Source organism: Bradyrhizobium sp. Kon58 (assembly GCF_055807455.1).
Map to the genome: position 1 here is coordinate 148369 of NZ_JBVVOT010000005.1, position 18472 is coordinate 166840.

General features: G+C 65.7%; 13 protein-coding genes. 9 read left to right on the plus strand and 4 right to left on the minus strand.

All coding sequences use genetic code 11. The features are described from left to right. The first annotated feature begins 86 nt into the window (after positions 1-86). Entirely contained in the window at positions 87-260 is a 174-nt protein-coding gene (locus tag AC0L20_RS11610; protein ID WP_007600914.1) for a DUF1328 domain-containing protein, read from the plus strand. Positions 261-382: 122 nt separating this feature from the next. On the opposite strand, the gene AC0L20_RS11615 is transcribed toward AC0L20_RS11610, so the two are convergent. Further along, positions 383-889, minus strand: a complete 507-nt coding sequence (locus tag AC0L20_RS11615; RefSeq protein ID WP_473288632.1) for a thioesterase family protein — start codon at positions 887-889, stop codon at positions 383-385. Between the two features lie 87 nt (positions 890-976). Here AC0L20_RS11615 and AC0L20_RS11620 point away from each other — a divergent pair, with 87 nt between their 5' ends. Together AC0L20_RS11620 and AC0L20_RS11625 are read left to right on the plus strand one after the other, a co-directional pair. After that, a complete protein-coding gene (locus tag AC0L20_RS11620) occupies positions 977-2401 on the plus strand; it encodes an FAD-binding oxidoreductase (protein ID WP_473288633.1) in 1425 nt (474 codons plus the stop codon). Between the two features lie 50 nt (positions 2402-2451). Then, positions 2452-2814, plus strand: coding sequence for a hypothetical protein (locus AC0L20_RS11625; RefSeq protein WP_473288634.1), 363 nt, complete (start codon positions 2452-2454; stop codon positions 2812-2814). A gap of 6 nt (positions 2815-2820) precedes the next feature. Here AC0L20_RS11625 and AC0L20_RS11630 read toward each other — a convergent pair whose 3' ends face one another. Both AC0L20_RS11630 and AC0L20_RS11635 read right to left on the minus strand, forming a co-directional pair. Further along, positions 2821-4488, minus strand: coding sequence for a SulP family inorganic anion transporter (locus AC0L20_RS11630; RefSeq protein ID WP_473288635.1), 1668 nt, complete (start codon positions 4486-4488; stop codon positions 2821-2823). A 139-nt stretch (positions 4489-4627) separates the two neighbouring features. Continuing rightward, entirely contained in the window at positions 4628-6115 is a 1488-nt protein-coding gene (locus tag AC0L20_RS11635) for a caspase family protein (protein ID WP_473288636.1), read from the minus strand. 428 nt (positions 6116-6543) lie between these two features. Between AC0L20_RS11635 and AC0L20_RS11640 the strand changes: the two genes are divergently transcribed. The 3 genes from AC0L20_RS11640 to AC0L20_RS11650 are packed head-to-tail and all read left to right on the plus strand — an operon-like array spanning position 6544 to position 10438. Next, positions 6544-7575, plus strand: coding sequence for a TRAP transporter substrate-binding protein (locus AC0L20_RS11640; RefSeq protein WP_473288637.1), 1032 nt, complete (start codon positions 6544-6546; stop codon positions 7573-7575). 7 nt (positions 7576-7582) lie between these two features. Then, entirely contained in the window at positions 7583-9448 is a 1866-nt protein-coding gene (locus tag AC0L20_RS11645; protein WP_473288638.1) for a TRAP transporter large permease, read from the plus strand. A gap of 12 nt (positions 9449-9460) precedes the next feature. Continuing rightward, positions 9461-10438 (plus strand): hydroxyacid dehydrogenase, encoded by a 978-nt coding sequence (locus AC0L20_RS11650; RefSeq protein WP_473288639.1) that lies wholly within the window; start codon positions 9461-9463, stop codon positions 10436-10438. 7 nt (positions 10439-10445) lie between these two features. Here the strand turns inward: AC0L20_RS11650 and AC0L20_RS11655 are convergent, their stop codons facing one another. Next, the gene (locus tag AC0L20_RS11655; protein WP_473288641.1) at positions 10446-11612 is read right to left on the minus strand and encodes an ABC transporter substrate-binding protein; all 1167 of its coding nucleotides are present in this window, start codon (positions 11610-11612) and stop codon (positions 10446-10448) included. Between the two features lie 315 nt (positions 11613-11927). Here AC0L20_RS11655 and AC0L20_RS11660 point away from each other — a divergent pair, with 315 nt between their 5' ends. From AC0L20_RS11660 to AC0L20_RS11670, 3 genes are all read left to right on the plus strand, one after another. Then, on the plus strand, positions 11928-14318 hold the full coding sequence (locus AC0L20_RS11660) for a putative bifunctional diguanylate cyclase/phosphodiesterase (RefSeq protein WP_473288642.1): 2391 nt from the start codon (positions 11928-11930) through the stop codon (positions 14316-14318). A gap of 98 nt (positions 14319-14416) precedes the next feature. Beyond that, positions 14417-15709 carry an MFS transporter gene (locus tag AC0L20_RS11665; RefSeq protein WP_473288833.1) on the plus strand — a complete coding sequence of 431 codons (1293 nt, stop codon included), beginning with the start codon at positions 14417-14419 and terminating at the stop codon, positions 15707-15709. 152 nt (positions 15710-15861) lie between these two features. Next, complete coding sequence (locus tag AC0L20_RS11670; protein ID WP_473288643.1) at positions 15862-18447, plus strand: EAL domain-containing protein; 2586 nt, start codon at positions 15862-15864, stop codon at positions 18445-18447. The last annotated feature ends 25 nt before the right edge of the window (positions 18448-18472 follow it).

Consider the following 18472-nt stretch of genomic DNA (forward strand, 5'->3'; position numbering starts at 1 on the left):
ATTGTTCCGCGTTGGCGATTGGTTCTGCAAGTGAGGCGCGTCAGCCGCGCCGATCGCAGACAGACATCGAAACAGAGGTTCGGATCATGCTTAGCTGGGTTGTGACGTTTCTGGTTATCGCCTTGATCGCCGGTATCCTGGGCTTTGGCGGCCTCGCCGGCGCATCGATCGAAATCGCCAAAATCATCTTCTTCATCGCGGTCGTGCTGTTCCTGGTCTCGGCCGTTGTTGGACTGGCCCGCGGCCGTAACAGGGTCTAGCCATGTGATCCTCATGGTGAGGAGCGCGGAACGCGCGTCTCGAACCATGCAGGCCCGTCTGTGGCCTTGCATCCTTCGAGACGCCCGCTTCGCGGGCTCCTCAGGATGAGGAGTTGGAGCCGTTACCGCTTCGAGGGCATCGCCACGTTCCGGCCGATGCCCTCGGGCCGCGGCACGGCACTGTGGGCCTTGATCACTGCCGCAATGCGCTCACTTATGTCTGGTGGAAAAGCCGCCACCTTTCGTGAGCCCATGTCGATGTGGAGCGACATGTTTTCGGAGGTCGCCGACAACCAGCCTTCGGTCGCGTGTCGCAGCTCCTGGAATGTGTGAAGCCGCTTGTCGTCGGCTTCCAGCAGCCAGACCGAGACCTGCACGGGATCGCCGAGGTGGATTTCGCGCAAATATCGCACGTGGCATTCGGCGGTGAAGGTCGAGCCGCCGCGCTCCTTCATGTAGCCCGGTCCGATCCCGAGCGTCAGCCACATCTGGTCGATCGCGCGGTCGAACATCACGTTGTAATAGGCCATGTTGAGGTGGCCGTTGTAGTCGATCCATTGCGGCTCGATCTGCATGATCGAGGCGCGGAACGGTGCGCCCTCGATCGTTGTGGCAGCAGTCTCCGGCATGTGTCCTTCCCCAGCTATGCGTCCGGTCGCTTGACTTGACCGGTGAGATGTCCTTTGCCACGGTTCGTCTCGTCGGGAGGAACGTCCGTGGGTACGACCATCACCAATAATCCGCCGCGGCCGGCGCCGAAAGCCCTCGCGAGCGCGCTGGAGCAGCTTGCCGCGCGCTTCGGCAACCGCCTCATCACCTCGCAGGCCGTCCGCGAGCAGCACGGCCATACCACCACATGGATCGTGAACCAGCCGCCGGACGGCGTGGTGATGGCGCAGGAAACTGCCGACATCCAGGACGTGGTGCGGATCTGTGCGAAAAACGGCGTGCCCGTCATCGCCTTCGGCACCGGCACCTCGCTCGAGGGCCAGGTCAACGCACCCGCCGGCGGCATCTGCATCGACCTGCGCGACATGAACAAGGTGCTCGCGGTGCATGCCGAGGACCTCGACTGCGTGATCCAGCCCGGGGTCACCCGCAAGGCGCTCAACGAGCATCTGCGCGACCAGGGCCTGTTCTTCCCGATCGACCCCGGCGCGGACGCCTCCCTCGGCGGCATGGCCTCGACCCGCGCCTCCGGCACCAACGCGGTGCGCTACGGTACGATGCGCGACAGTGTGCTGGCGCTGAAAGTGGTCCGCGGCGACGGCGAGATCATCACGACCGGCACGCGTGCGAAGAAATCATCCGCCGGCTACGACCTGACGCATCTGTTCGTCGGCGCCGAGGGCACGCTCGGCATCATCTCGGAATTGACCATCCGTCTGCGCGGCATCCCCGATACGATCGCGGCCGGCGCGGTGTCGTTCGAGACCGTGGACGGGGCGTGTCAGGCCGTGATCCTGGCGATCCAGACCGGCATTCCCGTGGCGCGCATCGAGCTGCTCAACGCCGCGCAGGTGCGGGCCTGCAACGCCTATTCAAAGCTGACGCTGCCGGAAACGCCGCTGCTGCTGATGGAATTCCACGGCAGCGAGATCGAGGTCGGCGAACAGTCCAAGGCCTTCGGCGAGATCGCAAAGGACTGCGGCGGCGGCGATTTCTCCTGGACCACCAAGCCGGAGGATCGCACAAAACTGTGGCAGGCGCGGCACGACGCCTATTGGTCGGTGAAGGCGCTGCGGCCCGGTGACAGCATCGGCGTGGTCGCGACCGACGTCTGCGTGCCGATCTCGCGGCTTGCCGAATGCGTCGGCGAGACCGAGGAAGATCTCAAGCGGCTCAACCTGTTGTCGCCGATCGTCGGCCATGTCGGCGACGGCAATTTCCACTGCTCGCTGGTCTGCGACACCAACGATGCCGACGAGATGGCGCGCGGCGAGGAGTTCATGCATCGGCTGGTCGAGCGCGCGCAGGCCATGGACGGCACCTGCACCGGCGAGCACGGCATCGGACAGGGCAAGCAGAAATATCTTGCGGCAGAACTCGGTCCCGAGGCGATCGACGCGATGCGGGCGCTGAAAAAGGCGCTCGATCCGCAAAACATCTTCAACCCCGGCAAGATCGTTCCGGAGGCGTAGCGCGCAGGCTCACCGCCGTTTATGCTCGCTCCCTCACCACGGAGCAGGCAATGCAGTGGTTCGCCCGCAAGACGCGCCGGGACATCTGGGACGAAGCGATCGAACGGCCGCTCGGCGACATCGAGGCCGCCGAGCGCATCCGTGCGATCTGTGACGCCGCTGCCGCCAGTGCGGCAGGCAGCGCGCGCAACGACAAGCGCGACAGCGAGCGCTACGAGCGCGCGGCGAAAGTCGCGATGGAAATCGCGATGAAGATCGCGGATGGACTGATGCGCGACGACGCGGTCCGTCGCATCGTCGATCTCTGCATGAAGGCGAACGACCTCAAGACGGCGCAGATCCTGTTTCGGGCGATCCATGCCAGCTGGATCCGCGAAACGGTGCAGCGGGATCATCCGACATTGGCGCAGTGAGCGCAGTTATTTCGCCAGCCTGCGCACGGCCTCGTCGACACTGTGGAAGACGTTCTCCCGAGGCAGGGCCTCGAACAGCCTGAACCGCTCGAACGCGTCCTGCGCACGCACCGATTCCAGCCGCGCCAGCGCGACCGTGACGCCCTGTTCGCTGCACGCCCTGAACACATCGAGCAGGATCTGCGCGGCGGTGAAGTCGATCTCGACCATGCCGCTTGCCTCCAGCACCAGCAGCTGCGGCGGCGTCGCGCCGAGCACCTTGGTCACGTCGCTGCGAAAGCCGGGCGCGTTGAGGAACGACAGCGGCGCCTGCAGCCCGATCACGGCGACGCCGGCGATGCGCTCGCCCGCGATGTGCGGATGCGCCGGCCACCAGATCGTGGTGCCCGGCACGCGCTCGAACTCGACCAGCCGCGCGCGCGTCGTGCTCCAGATGCCGTGCAGCAGCGACAGCACGATGCCGAGGAACGCACCCTGCTGGATCGGCAGCACGATGATCAGTGCGGCGGTGGCGGCGATCAGCAGGAATTCGCTGGGGGATTGGCGATAGATCGTGACGATCTGCTTCACGCGGATGATGCGCAGCGCGACGAACAGCAGGATGCCGCCGAGGGCCGCGTCCGGAACGTGCTGCAGCAATCCCGTTCCAAACGCGAGCAGCGCCAGCACGATCGCAGCGGCGGCGAGACCCGCGAGCTGCGATTGTCCGCCGGTCTCGGCGACAATGCCCGTCCGCGGCGGGCTGGCATTGACCGGAAACGCACCGAACAGGCCCGACAGCACGCTGCCGGCACCCGCGCCGAGAAAATCGCGATCGACGTCGGCCGGCTTGTCGGGATCGGACGGAAACGACCGCGTCGTCGCCGCGGTCTGCACCATCACCACGATCGTGATCACGAAGGCCAGCGGCACGAGGCGGACCCATTGCTCCGGTGCAAGGTCGGGGAAGGTCGGCCGCGGCAGCGTGCCGGGCACGCTGCCTACGACATTGACGCCCTTGCTCTCGAGGCCGAGGGCGATGGTGGCCAAGGTCGCGGCGACGAGCCCGATCAACGCGCCCGGAATTTTTGCGCTGACCTTCTCGGCGACGAAGACCACGGCCAGCACACCGAAGCCGATGCACAGCGTGAAGGGATTGCTGCGGCCGAGCTCGCTTGCGAGCACAGCGATGCGATCGAGCGTCGGCCCGCCCGGCGAGTCCAGCCCCAGCACGCCCGGCAATTGCGAGACGATGATGTGGACGGAGATGCCGGCGAGGAAGCCGACCATGACCGGCACAGACAGGAGATTGGCGATGCCGCCGAGGCGGAAGGCGCCGCCGGCCAGCATCATCGCGCCGACCATCAGCGCCAGCGCGATTGCGAGGCCCTGGTACTCAGGCGAGCCGGTGGCGGCCAGCGCCGCCAGTCCGCCGGCGAAGATCGGCGTGATCGTGGAATCGGCGCCGCAGGACAGGAAGCGGTTGCCGCCGAGCATGGCAAAGCCGAGCGATCCCGCCATGAAGGCGAAGAAGCCGATCTGCGGCGCGAAGCCGCCGAGCCGTGCGGTCGCCATCTGCTCGGGAATTGCGATCGCGGCCAGCGTCAGCCCCGCCATCAGGTCGCCCGGGAGAGAATAGGACGCGAGCGAGCGAAACAGCGGCCAAGCTGGCTTGGCGTGAGCGTCGTGCGGCATCGATGTGGAGTCCCCGGAAAGCCTGGCGTCAGTCGGTTAGACTACAGCATTTCCGTATCGGGAAGCAGCAGACGCAGTTTATCTCCATCCGGTGGCAATGACGGAGGACAGATCTGTCCTCCGTATCTCGCGAGCGGTCTCAGTAACGGCCGCGGTCGTTGTGATAGTCGCCGCCGCGTCCGCCGCCCATACCCATGCCGATCCCGACACCGATGCCAATGCCTTGCATGATGGCGCCGGGCGGCGGGCCGCGATCCGGCGGCGGTGCGCGCTCGTAGATCACTTCATCGGGCGGCGGCCGGCGCGGCCTGGGCGGCGTGTCGACCACCTTGCGCTTCGGCGGCGTGTCGTCGACGCGCTTCTTGATCACGGGCGCGATCGTCGGGTTGACCGGCGTTGCCGGTGTCGAGGGCGTCGAGCACGGGCAGGTCGGCGCCATCGCGACAGCGACCGGGGCAGGAGCGGCCGCGACCACGGCAGGCAAGACGTAGTTGCGGTTCTGCACGCGGAGCAGCAGCCTGCGTGCGGTCGCAGCCAGATCGCTGTTGTCCCAGTTCGCCAGATACGCCTCGAACGAGGCGCGGGTGTTGATCGCGGTGGCGCGCTCCCACGCCAGCATCTGGCGCCGGCGCTCCACAATCGTGCGCAGCCGCGGCGTACGGGTATCCTGAGCGTACAACTCGATATAGGCCTGATACGCCGGCACGGTGTCGTCGGTGATCACCATCTCATAGGCGACCATGGCCGGCTTGCCCTGCAAATCCTTGCGCCAGTCATCGAGGCTGCGCGTGCCGCTCGCAAGTGCCATGGAGGATGCGCCAGGAAGCGCAGGCTGAGCGCCGCTACTGTCGCCGCCGAAGAACTTGAAGTCGGTCGTCAACGACGAGCTTTCCCAGGGGATCTGGCGTCCGTCGGTCGATTGCGCCACGGCCACGCGAATGCGCTTGAACACTTCCTCGATCGGCAGATTGGGCTGCTTGGCGACGGTCAGCGCCGCGGTGGTGTAGGGGCTGTCGATGCCGGAGCCATCCTCGGCTTCGGAGCCCGGCGAGGTCGAATAGGAAATGAAGGAGCCCGGCGCGCCGGCCTTGGTATCGACGATTGCAAGCCCGTGTCCGGCGCCGCTGAGCGCCGGGAACGGGTTGTTGCGGCAGGCATCGAGCATGAAGATGCGGGCTCGTGTCGGCAGCGCGCCGAGCGTGTTGAGCAAATCGTTGAGCCGTACGCCCTGCAGCGGAATGTCGGCTTCGCGCTTGGGGTCGAGATCGACGGGAACGAGATAGTTCTCGCCGTCGATCTGGAGGCCGTGGCCGGCATAGAACACCAGCGCGACGGTGTCGGCGCCGCTGGCGCTGACCTTGCCGGCGAAATCCGAGATCGCCTGACGCATGTCGTTCTGCGCCAGATTGGATGCCGTGGTGACGGTGAAGCCGGCATTGCCGAGCAGCTCCGTCATGCCCTTGGCATCGTTGGCTGCGTTGGGCAGTTCCGGCACGGTACGATAGGCCGATTGACCGATCACGAGTGCGAGCCGCGCTTCGGCCGCCGCGTCCGTGGGCGTCGTCAATTGCGTGAGCGCGAGAAGACCGGATGCAAGAAACAAATTGCGAAGAACTGGACGGCGCATGGTGTCACCTCCATCGGCAATGCGCGCGATGATGTCACCTTTTCTAAGTGGCCGCCATGCGTCTGTCTGTGCACTGGATCACGTTGAGCTGCGGCAAAATGGGGCAGGAGGTCTGCCAGAGCCAGTGCGGCATCGTTCTGGCGCCATCCATGTGAATTGCGCATTGATCCATGCGCCAATTGGATTGATTGCCGATGCCGCGCGAAAGCATCCTCTCGCACAATGGGCCCGATGCCGGTCTAAGCGAGAATCCCGCAAAAAACACGGTTGTTTCGCCGCGCGCTGATGCCGTCGATCTTCGCGAGATGCCGCTTTGCAACGGCCGGCCGCAAGTCTTGCCTGCGCCGTCGCTTTGGCCATACAGTCCGCGCAACGGGCTGCGGCAACGACCGTCGCTCGAAAAACAATAATCGGGGAGAGACCGCATTATGTCCATCGTGCCCGTGAACCGTCGCGCGTTCATCAAGTCGTCGACGGGACTTGCCGCCGGCCTCGTGTTCTCCCCCGCACTCATCGGCCGCGCCGAAGCCGCGACCTTGAAGCTGAAATGCTCCTCCTCGCTGCCGAACGATCCCAAATTCGCCAACGGCCGCGTCTATTACGACAATCTCGTGAAGAACCTGAAGGCGAACGGCCTCGGTGAGCAGGTCGAGGTCGCGTTCTTTCCCGACAACCAATTGGGTCAGGAAATCGACGTCATCAACTCGGTGAAGCTCGGCGTCATCGATCTCATGGTCTCGGGCTCGTCGATCTCGGCCAATCTGGTGCCGCTGGTCGGGACCTTCGATCTCGGCTTCCTGTTCTCGAGCTTCCCGCAGCAGACTAAGGCGTTCGATTCGGGCGCCGCCAAGCCGATCGAGGACGCGCTGCTCAAGGGCAGCAACATCCGCATCATCGCCTGGGCGTATAATTTCGGCTCGCGCAGCGTGCTGGCGCGGAAGCCGGTAAAGACGCCGGAGGATCTCGCCGGTCTCAAGATCCGCACCCTGCCGAACCCCGTCATCACGGAATGCCTGCGCCTGATGGGCGCCGCCGCGACGCCGCTGGCGTTCGGCGAAATCTACACGGCATTGCAGGCCGGCGTGCTGGACGGGCTCGAGCACGATCCGCCGACCATCCTGGCCAGCAAGTTCTTCGAAACGGCGAAGTTCTATTCACTCACGCAGCACAATTTCTCGCCGCTCGCGATCTATTTCAGCGACACGACCTACAATCGCATGGATCCGAAGCTGCGCGAGGGTTTCCTCGACGCCGCGAAGAAGGCTGCGGCCGACACGCGGACCCACGGGCTCGCGGTCGAGAAGGAGGCGCTGTCGGCCTTGACTGAAAAGGGCGTGACGGTGGCCGAATGCGACCGCGAGGCGTTCAAAAAGCGCGTCGCGCCGCAGATCGAGAACTTCATCAAGGCGCGGCCGGAATCCAAGGCCGTCATCGACATCATCCGCGCCACGCAGGCCTGACGTGGCAATGACAGCTGCCGTACCTCTCTCGGGCGGCCGCCACGGGAGCATCGCCCTGCTGCTTCGCCTCAGCGACGCGATCGCGGCCATCCTGCTGGCCGCGGATCTCGTCGTCGTCTGCGGTTCCGTGCTGCTGCGCTTCTGCTTCAACGCGCCGGTGGAGTGGTCCGACGACGTCGCGCGCGGCCTGATGGTCGGCTCGGCCTTCTTCGGCGCGGCGAGTGCGCTCGCGCGCGGCGAGAATGTCGGCGTCTCCTTCTTCCGCGACCTGGCTCCGGTACGGCTGCGCGCGCTGGTCGATGCCGCGAGTGCGCTGCTGGTGGTGCTGATCTCGGCCTATGTCGCCTACAACGCCATCAAGCTCGGCTCGTTGACGGCGGGCCAGACCACCGGATCCGGCTTGCCGCTGGAGCTGACCTTCTACCCGATGGGCGCCGGCGCGCTGTTCATGACGGTGTTCGCGATTGACCAGCTCTGCGCCAGGCCGTTCCCTGATATCGTCAGAGGCCTCGTCGCGATTGCCGTCGTGACCGGCCTCTATCTCGCGTGGGATTATCTGTCGCCCGCCACGGTGCCGTCGGCGGGCACGCTGATGCTGATCGGTTTCTTCGCGACGTTGGTCGGCGGCTTGCCGATCGGCTTCGCGCTCGCGCTGGCCGCGCTGATCTTCATCTGGGTCGAGGGCGCGCTGCCCGGCGTGATCTTCGCCCAGCAGATGGCGCGCGGCATCGACAATTTCGTGCTGCTCGCGATTCCGTTCTTCATTCTCGTCGGCTACCTCATGGAAGCCAACGGCATGTCGGTGCGGCTGATCGAGCTGTTGCAGCGTGGGGTCGGGCGCATGCGCGGCGGCCTCAACGTCGTGATGGTCGCGTCAATGGTGCTGTTCTCCGGCATCTCGGGCTCGAAGATGGCCGATGTCGCCGCTGTCGGCTCCGTGCTGATTCCGGCCGCGCGCCGCTCCAAGCAGAACCCGGGCGGCGCGGTGGCGCTGCTCGCGGCCTCTGCCGTGATGGCGGAGACCATTCCGCCCTGCATCAATTTGATCATCCTGGGTTTCGTCGCGAATTTGTCGATCGGCGGCCTGTTCGTCGCAGGACTGTTGCCGGCGGCACTGATGGCGCTGGCCTTGATCGCCGTCTCCATCATCTTCGGCAAGACCCCAGCTGAGATTCCAGCTGATGCCGAGGACATAGAGCCTCAGATTCCGGTGTCGGGGCTGTGGAGCGGCGCGATCGCCTCGTTCGGCCTGATCTTCATGATCTTCTTCGGCTTCAAGAGCGGCTTCGCCACCGCCACGGAGATCTCGGCCTTTGCCGTGGCCTATGCGCTCGTCGTCGGCAGCGTGGTGTTCCGCGAGCTCAGCTTCACTTCGGCCGCGCACAGCTTCGTCCAGGGCGCAACGCGCGCGGGACTCGTGCTGTTCATCGTTGCCGCAGCGCAATCGCTGGCGTTCACGCTGACCCTGCAGCAGGTGCCGCACGCGGTCGGCGATTTCATGCTGGGTTTGTCCAAGACATCAGGCACCTGGCTGTTCATCCTGCTCGCAATCGCCGTGCTGATCGTGATGGGCTCGGTGCTCGAAGGCGCGGCGGCGCTGATTATTTTCGGGCCGTTGCTGTTGCCGGTGGCCGTGCAGCTCGGCATCGATCCCCTGCATTTCGGCGTGGTGCTCGTGATCGCGATGGGCATCGGCCTGTTCGCGCCGCCGCTCGGGCTCGGGCTTTACGGCGCCTGCCTGATCGGCAACGTGCCGATCGAGCAGACGGTGAAGCCGATCATGGGCTATCTCGGCCTGTTGTTCCTTTGCCTGCTCGTGATCGCGTTCGTGCCATGGCTCAGCACGGCATTGCCGCGCGCGTTCGGCTATTGAGGGAGTGTTGCCGTGAAAGTCCTGCTGGCCCACACGCCGGAGATGCGACGCAATTACTATGGCGATCGCAGCCTGAACGGTTTGCGCTCGGCCGCCGACGTGGTCCTGCACGAGAGCGATGAGACGCTGGTTTCAGCCAGCCTCGTGCGCGCCGCGCAAGATGTCGACATCATCGTGGCCGATCGCATGACCGAGGGCCGCGGCGAGATCTTTGCGCAACTGCCGCGTCTGCGCGCCTTCGTCCGCTGCGCCGTCGACATCCGCAACGTCGATGTCGAGGCTGCCTCGAACGCCGGCGTGCTCGTGACCCGCGCCGGGCCCGGCTTCGTGCAAGCCGTTGCCGAGCTCGCGCTCGGCTTCATGGTCGATCTCTCCCGCGGCGTATCCCGGGCGACGGCCGACTACCAGGCAGGCCGCAACCCGGAAGCGCGGATGGGCCGTCAGCTCGCCGGCAGCAAGATCGGCATCATCGGCTATGGCAGCATCGGGCGTTACCTCGCCGATATCGCCAAGGTGATGCGCATGGAGGTGCTGGTCGCAGATCCCTTTGCGACCGTGAGCGACAGCGCCATCCGGCAGGTCAGCCTCGATGAGCTCCTCGCCGCGTCCGACTATGTCGTCTGCCTTGCCATCGCCAATGAGCAGACGGAAAATTTGATCGGCGAGGCGGCGCTGGCGCGGATGCAGAAACATGCCGTCTTCATCAATCTCTCGCGCGGCAACCTCGTCGACGAAGCGGCGCTGGCGAAGGCGCTGCTCGAGAATCGTATCGCGGGTGCCGCGATGGATGTCGGCCGCGCGCCCGACCAGATGCCAAGCCCGGAGCTTGCGAAGCTTCCCAACGTCATCGCCACGCCGCATGTCGGCGGCCTGACGCCGCAGGCGATCGAATACCAGTCGCTGGAAACCGTGCGCCAGGTCGAAGCGATCGTCAAAGGCGAGATCCCGCAAGGCGCCGTCAACGCCGACCGCTGGACGCGTCGGCCCTGATCCGGCTCTACAGCCGGTCGACTGCTTTGAACGTCCCGTCCTTCTGGATCACCGTCAAAAACACCTTCGGCGGAGCGTCGAGCATGCGCATGCCGACGGTGACGGTGCTGCCGCTGATGTCGAAGCGGCCAACATCGTTGATGGCGCGCAGCAGGCTCGCGCGCGTCGGTTGCGCTCCGGCCTGTTCCAGCGCCGCGGCCGCGAGACGGCCGGCGATATAGCCTTCGAGCGAGACGAAGCTCGGTGTCAGCGCCGGGTCGAACGCGGTCTGCGCGGCCTGGTAGTCGGCGACAAGTTTGAGCGAGCGGTCCCAGGGAAACGGCACGACCTGGGTGACGACGACGCCTTCGCCCTCGGGGCCGAGCTCCCGGGCGAGCGCCACGGCGCCGACGAAGGAGATGTTGACGAAGGTCGGACGAGCGCCGCTGCGGTGCGCGAGCTTGATGAACTCGGCACAGGGACCGTAGGTCCCGACCATGACGATCGCCTCGGGTTCGACGCGTTTGATCGTGCGCCAGGCCGACGCGACGGCGCGAGTGTTGCGCTCGAAGGTGCCTTCGGCGGCGAGCTCGAGGCCGCGTTTGGCAAGCGCGCGCTTCACGCCGGAAAGACCGTCGCGCCCAAAGGAATCGTCCTGGTAGAAAATGGCGATGCGGGTGAAATGGCGATCCTCCGTGAGGTGCTTGACCCACGCCTCGGCCTCGGCGCCATAGCTCGCACGGATGTTGACCACGTTGGCAAGCTCGAGGTCGCGCAAGAATTCGGCGCCGCTGAACGGACCGATGAAGGGCACGTTCCTGGCGCTGGTGATCGGTATCGTCGCCACCGCGGTCGGCGTGCCCACCGCGCCGATCAGCGCGAACACCTTGTCGTCCTCGATCAGCCGCAGCGTCTGCGCTACCGAGCGGTCGGGGTCGTAGCCGTCGTCCCGGCTGATGAGCTGGAGCTTGCGGCCGTGGACGCCGCCTTTGGTGTTGATCTCGGTGAAAGCTGCGACGATGCCTTGCCGCATCCGCTGTCCGAGTGTGGAGGAGGGACCCTCGAGTGCTGCGGCCTGGCCGAACAGGATCGCATCCTCGCTGACGCCGATCTCGTCGGCTTTCGCCGGCAGCATGGTTGCTGCCAGGAGGGCGACGGTGACGACGATGGATGTCGCAGATCGAGATCGATACATCAAAAAAGTCTACGGGTGCGGGGAGTGGTTTCGGGTAAAGCTATCGCCGCAGGATGAATCGCCGATGTATCGGCGGCTCCGTACTACTCCGGGGAAAACCGGCAACTTATTTCGACAAAGCCCGCATCATCCTGCACTTCATTAACTAAGCCGGCTAATGCAGAAAAGCCGCGTTCCGAAATTGTGCAGTTCTTAACCGCGGTCCTGTTCCGATAGTGGCTCCGGCGGCTCAACCAGAGGTTCGGTTGGCCGGGAGAGGGGACGGCGGTTTCTGGAATGGGCGGTCGGGATCAGAACGATCAGGATCGGGGACGTATGACCGGATGGTGGCGTGCCGCGCCGCTGCTCGGGCTCTATCGCCCTGCGCTCGTCGCCGCCGGCGTTGGTCTTCTGTTCTCGGTCGCGGGTGCGGCCGCCGTGGCGCGATGGGAAGGCCGCGTCAACAAGATCGAGTTCGAAAACGCGGCCGAGACTGAAGTGATCGTCATGCAGAACGGCATGGGCGAGTACATTTCCAGGCTCGTCGCGCTGCGCACGCTGTTCGAATCGACCAACCAGGAGATCACCCGCAGCGAATTCGAGACCTTCAGCGCCCGCCTGTTCGAGCGCCATCCCGGCATGCTGCGCATCTCCTGGGTGCCGCGCGTGAACCGCAAGGAGCGCACCGAATACGAGGCCGCGGCGATCACGGACGGCGTGTCCGGCTATCGCATCAAGTCGCTCCAGGGCGATGCGTTCGCGACCGCGCCGCAGAGCGACGAATATTTTCCGGTGCTCTACTCGACCCAGCCGAAGACATCTCCGGTCTACGGCATGGACTACGCGACCATTCCGGAGCGCCGCGCGATCCTCGAGCGCGCACGCGACACCGACCGCGTCTCGGCCATTCGCACCCGCCTCTACGAGCCCAAGGCGGGCGGCCGGTTGCCCGACGTCCTCGTCGCTATTCCCGTCTACGCCAAGGGCACGTCGCGCGACACCGTCGTGGACCGGCGCCGCAATCTCGCCGGCTTCGTCGTCGGCGTCTTCGACCTGCCGCTGCTGATCCAGTCCATTCGCGCGACCACCGGGGCAAGCCCCGCGGTCAGCGTGAACGTCTATCCGCCGTTTACGGCGCAGATCGTCGGCCTGGAGGACATGCTGCCGGATTATTCGTCGGCCGCGACGGCACCGCAGTCGATGCAGGACGTCGCGCGGACCCTGCACTGGTCGGGCAATCTCAAGATCGGCGACATGGATTGGCAGGTGCGGGCGGTACCGGCTGCCGGCGGTCCGCTGGAGACGACTTACGATCGCGCGGGCGCGGTGCTGATCGTCGGCATGCTGCTGACGCTGTCGCTTTCGACCTATCTCATGCTCGCAAGCCGCAATTCGCAGCGGCTGTCGCTGGCGAACCGGCGGGTGCTCGAACTCGCCCAGACCGACATCCTGACCGGATTGCCGAACCGCGCCTTCTTCCTCGCCCGGCTCGACGAGCTCAATGGCCGTTTGATGGACGCCGGTCCGACCTTCTCGATCCTGATGCTCGACCTCGACCGCTTCAAGAACGTCAACGACTCGCTCGGTCACGGTGCGGGCGATGCGCTGCTGCGTCAGGTCGCAGAACGGTTGAAATCCGCGCTGCGCGCCAGCGACGTGCTGGCCCGGCTCGGCGGTGACGAATTCGCCATCATCCAGGAAGCTTGCGAGGATCAGCGCGTCTGCTCGACCGAACTGGCGGGGCGGATTGCCAAGCTCGTCGCCGAGCCGTTCCTTCTTCCCGGACACCGCGTCGAGATCGGCACCAGCATCGGCATTGCGATCGCGCCCGATCACGGCACCGATCAGGAGCAACTGCTGAAGAAGGCCGACCTTGCGCTGTACCGCTCGAAATCATCGGGCCGCAACTGCTTCACCATCTACGACAAGGCGATGTCGGCTGAGCTCGAGGCGCGCAGCACGCTGGAAGGCGATTTGCGCGATGCCATCGCGCGGTGCCAGCTCGAGGTGCACTACCAGCCGTTCGTCGACGCTCTCAGCGGCGCGCGGCGCGGCTTCGAGGCGTTGGTGCGCTGGCGGCATCCGACGCGCGGCTTGATTCCGCCGGACCAGTTCATCCCGCTTGCGGAGGAGACCGGGCTGATCGTGCCGCTCGGCGAGTTCGTGCTGCGACGCGCCTGCGCGGACGCGGCCGGCTGGCCGTCCGAGCTCGCGGTCGCCGTCAACCTGTCGCCGATCCAGTTCAAGGAGGCCGAGCTGTTCGAGATGATCAGCGCGGCGCTCGTGGATTCCGGGCTGCCGCCGCAGCGGCTGGAGATCGAGATCACGGAATCCGTGCTGCTGGAACGCGGCGTCGAGAACCACGCCTTCATGGAGAGGCTGAAGAGCATCGGCATCGCGCTCGCGCTCGACGATTTCGGCACCGGCTATTCGTCGCTCAGCTATCTGACCGCGTTCCCGTTCGACAAGATCAAGATCGACAAATCGTTCATCCGCAACCTCACGCATCAGCCGCGCAGCTCCGCCATCATCTCCTCGATCGTGACGCTGGCGCGCGGGCTGGACATGTCGGTTACCGCCGAAGGCGTCGAGACCCGCGAGGAATACGAACGGCTGAAGGCGCTCGGCGTCAATTTCGCGCAAGGCTATCTGTTCGGCCGCCCGCACCCGATCGAACGGATTCTGTTCGACGTGCCCGTCAAACCGTCCCAACGCGACGCCGCCTGAGCGCCCGCCCAAGGATCGCTCAAAGAGGCATGCGCGAAAAGCGCTTGACCCGGGCAGCCCCGGATGGTCGGAAGGACCGTCCAGGGATGAAACACACAATGCGGCTTCCGTTCTTCTACGGCTGGGTCGTGGTCGCGGTGACCTTCGTCACCATGGCCATCGGCGTCAACGCGCGCACCGCCTTCTCGCTGTTCTTTCCTCCCATCATCTCCGAATTCGGCTGGGAGCGCGGCGTCACCGCGGGCGCCTTTTCCTTCGGCTTCGTGGTATCGGGCATGGTCAGCCCGCTGATCGGCCGGCTGATGGACCGCGCCGGGCCGCGTGCGGTGATGGAGCTCGGCGTGGTTCTGATGGGCGGCGGGCTGCTGCTCGCGCCGCTCACGAGCCAGCCCTGGCATCTCTATCTCACCATCGGCGTCATGGTCGGTGCCGGTTCGGTGTGTCTCGGCTATTCCGGGCAGTCGCTGTTCCTGCCGAACTGGTTCATCCGCACGCGCGGCCTCGCCATCGGCATCGCCTTCGCCGGGGTCGGCATCGGTTCGGTGACGCTGCTGCCATGGGTGCAGCACATGATCGAAGGGACAGGCTGGCGCACCGCCTGCACGGCGATGGGCCTGATGATCCTGATCGTGCTGGCGCCGATCAATCTGTTCCTGCACAGGCGCCCCGAGGATATCGGCCTGCGGCCCGACGGCGATGCGGCCCCGGCCGCAGGCGCTGCAAAACCCGCCTCCAACATCGTCGATCCCGTCTGGGCCGGGGCCGAATGGACACTCCGGAAAGCGGTCGCCACGACGCGGTTCTGGTGGATCGCGCTCGGCTATTTCTGCGGCCTCTACATCTGGTACGCGGTGCAGGTGCACCAGACCAAATTCCTGCTCGACATCGGCTTCAGCCCGGGTGTCGCGGTGTGGGCACTCGGCATCGTCAGCCTGCTCGGCATTCCCGGCCAGATCCTGCTCGGCCATGTCTCCGACCGGATCGGGCGGGAATGGGTGTGGGCGATCAGCTGCGCGGGTTTTGCGATCTCTTTCGCGGCGCTGATCGCCCTGAAATTCCAGCCGTCATTGTGGCTGGTCTACCTCATGGTGTTCACGCAAGGCGCGCTCGGCTACGGCCTGACTTCGATCATGGGCGCAGTGGTGTTCGAGATTTTTCAGGGCAAGCACCAGGGCAGCATTTTCGGCACGATCATGCTGGCGGCATTGGCCGGCGGCGCCGCCGGTCCCTGGGTCACAGGCTTGCTTTACGATCGGGCCGGCGACTACACGCTCGCCTTTGGCGTTGCCATCATCGTGAGCGGATTGTCGGCGCTCTCGATCTGGCAAGCCGCGCCGCGAAAGGTGCGCGCCGTCGCAGGCAAGCTTCAGGCCGGGACCGGCGCCGAATAGGTTCCGTACGCAGCGGATTACCTTCGCGTCTTTTGCCGAACGTTAAGCATGTCGCGTCTTGGCGCGATGCGCCCGGGCTGCAAAAACGTCTTGGACACCATCGCGGCGCTAGCCTCGGTTGCCATATCTTCCCGATGCCTCCGGGTCTAGCGATGTCTGCCTCCGATTGTGCCATGATAGAAACTCCGGAAGTGCTGTTGGCCGCGCTCGAACGCGCCGAAGAGGGCATCGTCATCGTCGACAGCGCGCATCGCATCACGCATTTCAATGCCGGTGCAGAGCGGATCTGGAATCTCGCACGCGCTGATGTGATCGGCCGCGACGCCGAAATTCTCACCCTCAAATGCCTTCAGGCCGAACCGTGTGCGGAGTTCCGGGACGAGATCAGCCTGGTGCGCCGTGACGGCAGCCGGATCCGCGCGGCCATCTCGCTTTCATCCATTGCAAGTGGCGGCGCGACCCATCACGTCGTGTTTGCGCGCGACGTCACAGCTGAGGCCGAGCGCCGCGTCAGGATCCGGCTTCTCAACGCCGTCTCCGACCAAACCAACCGCGCGGTGCTCATCACCGATACCGACCAGAACATCGTCTACGTCAATTCCGCCTTCACGACGCTGTTCGGCTACACCAGCGAAGAAGCCGAGGGCCGCCGTGCGAGGGGGTTGATCGCCGGCCGCCACACCGATCGCAAGGCTGTTGCGAAACTCGTCAAGCGCCTGATGCATGGCGGCCACCGCGGCGAGATCGAGATGCTCGCCTATGACAAGGACGGCGAGGAGATCTGGGTCTGCGCCCGCATCGATGCCTTCCGCGACAAGAAAGGCCAGGTCAAGCACTTCTTCGCGCTGCTCGAGGATATCACCGAGACCAAGCAGTTGCGATCGCTGCAGCAGCTCATCATGGGCGCGCTCGCCGACGAGGTCCCGATCGGCGAGATCGCCGACCGGCTGTGCCGCCGTGTCGAGCAGATCGCGCCCGACGTCGTCTGTTCGCTGCTGCACATCGATGCCGCGGGCCTGATCCATCCGCTCGGCGGCCCAAGCCTGCCCGAGGACTATTCCCGCGCACTGGACGGCGTTGCCATCGGCCCCAATGTCGGCTCGTGCGGGACCGCGGCCTTCTACGGCGAGCCGGTGCTGGCGACCGATCTGGAGACCGATCCGCGCTGGCAACCCTACAAGGCGATGCCGCTCGCGATTGGCCTGCGCGCATGCTGGTCGACGCCGGTCAAGGCCAAGGACGGAAGGGTCATCGCCACCTTCGCCTTCTACTACCGGGAGCCGCGCGCACCGAGCAATTGGCATCGGCGCATCGTCGAGGCCTGCGTCAATCTCGGCGCCTTCGCGATCGAGCGCAAGGAAGCGCGCGCCGAGATCGCGCGGCTCGCCTATCACGACATCCTCACGGGCCTGCCGAACCGCGCGCAATTGCGGCGCCTGATCACCACCGCCATCGACGCCTGCCCGACCGGCAGCCACGTCGCGCTGGCCTTCCTCGACGTCGATCATTTCAAGGACGTCAACGACACGCTCGGTCATGCCGCCGGCGACGAGCTCCTGATCCAGCTGGCGCAGCGCCTGCGCGAGCAGATCGGACCCGAGGACATGCTGGGGCGGCTCGGCGGCGACGAGTTCGTGATCCTGCTGCCGCGACGCAACGCCGAGGGTGCCGAGCGCGTGGCGGCCGGAATCACCGAAGCGCTGGCCGCGCCGCTGCGGCTCGGCTCCAGGCAGCTGCAGATGTCGGCGAGCATCGGCGTCAGCCTCTATCCCGATCATGCGACCGACATCGACACCTTGATGCAGCAGGCGGACGCGGCCATGTACATGGCCAAGCAGGCGGGACGTTCGACCCATCGCCTGTTCAGCGCCGAGATGAACGGGCTCACCGAGCAGCGGCTGGCCTTGATTGCGGCGCTGCGCCGCGCCATCGCCGAGGGCGCGCTGACGCTTCGCTATCAGCCGCAGATCCGCAGCTGCGACGGCGCGATCCATGGCGTCGAGGCGCTGGCGCGCTGGCACGATGCCGAGCTCGGCGACGTCTCGCCGGCAAAATTCATCCCGCTCGCCGAAGAGTGCGGCCTGATCGAACAGATCGGCCTGTGGTCGGTGCGCGAGGCCTGCCGGCAGATGGCGAGCTGGCGCCGCGCCGGGCTCGAGATTCCATCCGTGTCGGTGAACCTGTCGCCGATCAATTTCCGCAACGTCACGCTGGCCGCGCGGCTCAAGGACATCCTCGCCGAATACGATCTGCCGGCGGACGCGCTGATGCTCGAGATCACCGAGGGCGCGTTCATGCAGGACAGCGTCGCCGCGCTCGAGACGATGAACGCGATCCGGGAGCTCGGCGTCGGGCTTTCCGTGGACGATTTCGGCACCGGCTATTCCAGCCTCAGCCGGCTCGCCCATCTGCCGATCCGCGAACTGAAGATCGACCGCAGCTTCATGCGCGACATCGAGCGTGACGCCGGCGCGCTCGCGATCGCCACCGCCGTGGTGCGCGTCGGGCAGGGCCTCGGCATGACGGTCGTCGGCGAAGGTGTCGAGACCGAGGCGCAGCGCAAGGTGCTGGCCGAGCTGGGCTGCGACGTCGTGCAGGGTTTTCTCTACGCGCCCGCGCTCGCGCCCGTCGCCTTCGAGCGCTGGCTGATCGAGCACTGCGCCGAGCAGGCGCGGGCGATGCTGGCTCGTCTCGACATTGCACCGGCCGGCGCGACCGCGGTGAAGCGGTCGGCGTAGAAGCGACTTTTGGCCGGTGATGTCC

Bases quoted from the DNA above. Each gene is read 5' to 3' on its own strand.
- AC0L20_RS11665 (WP_473288833.1), top strand. From the start codon at position 14,417: ATGCGGCTTCCGTTCTTCTACGGCTGGGTCGTGGTCGCGGTGACCTTC.
- AC0L20_RS11630 (WP_473288635.1), bottom strand. From the start codon at position 4,488: ATGCCGCACGACGCTCACGCCAAGCCAGCTTGGCCGCTGTTTCGCTCG.
- AC0L20_RS11660 (WP_473288642.1), top strand. From the start codon at position 11,928: ATGACCGGATGGTGGCGTGCCGCGCCGCTGCTCGGGCTCTATCGCCCT.
- AC0L20_RS11625 (WP_473288634.1), top strand. From the start codon at position 2,452: ATGCAGTGGTTCGCCCGCAAGACGCGCCGGGACATCTGGGACGAAGCG.
- AC0L20_RS11610 (WP_007600914.1), top strand. From the start codon at position 87: ATGCTTAGCTGGGTTGTGACGTTTCTGGTTATCGCCTTGATCGCCGGT.
- AC0L20_RS11635 (WP_473288636.1), bottom strand. From the start codon at position 6,115: ATGCGCCGTCCAGTTCTTCGCAATTTGTTTCTTGCATCCGGTCTTCTC.
- AC0L20_RS11645 (WP_473288638.1), top strand. From the start codon at position 7,583: ATGACAGCTGCCGTACCTCTCTCGGGCGGCCGCCACGGGAGCATCGCC.
- AC0L20_RS11655 (WP_473288641.1), bottom strand. From the start codon at position 11,612: ATGTATCGATCTCGATCTGCGACATCCATCGTCGTCACCGTCGCCCTC.
- AC0L20_RS11615 (WP_473288632.1), bottom strand. From the start codon at position 889: ATGCCGGAGACTGCTGCCACAACGATCGAGGGCGCACCGTTCCGCGCC.
- AC0L20_RS11640 (WP_473288637.1), top strand. From the start codon at position 6,544: ATGTCCATCGTGCCCGTGAACCGTCGCGCGTTCATCAAGTCGTCGACG.
- AC0L20_RS11670 (WP_473288643.1), top strand. From the start codon at position 15,862: ATGTCTGCCTCCGATTGTGCCATGATAGAAACTCCGGAAGTGCTGTTG.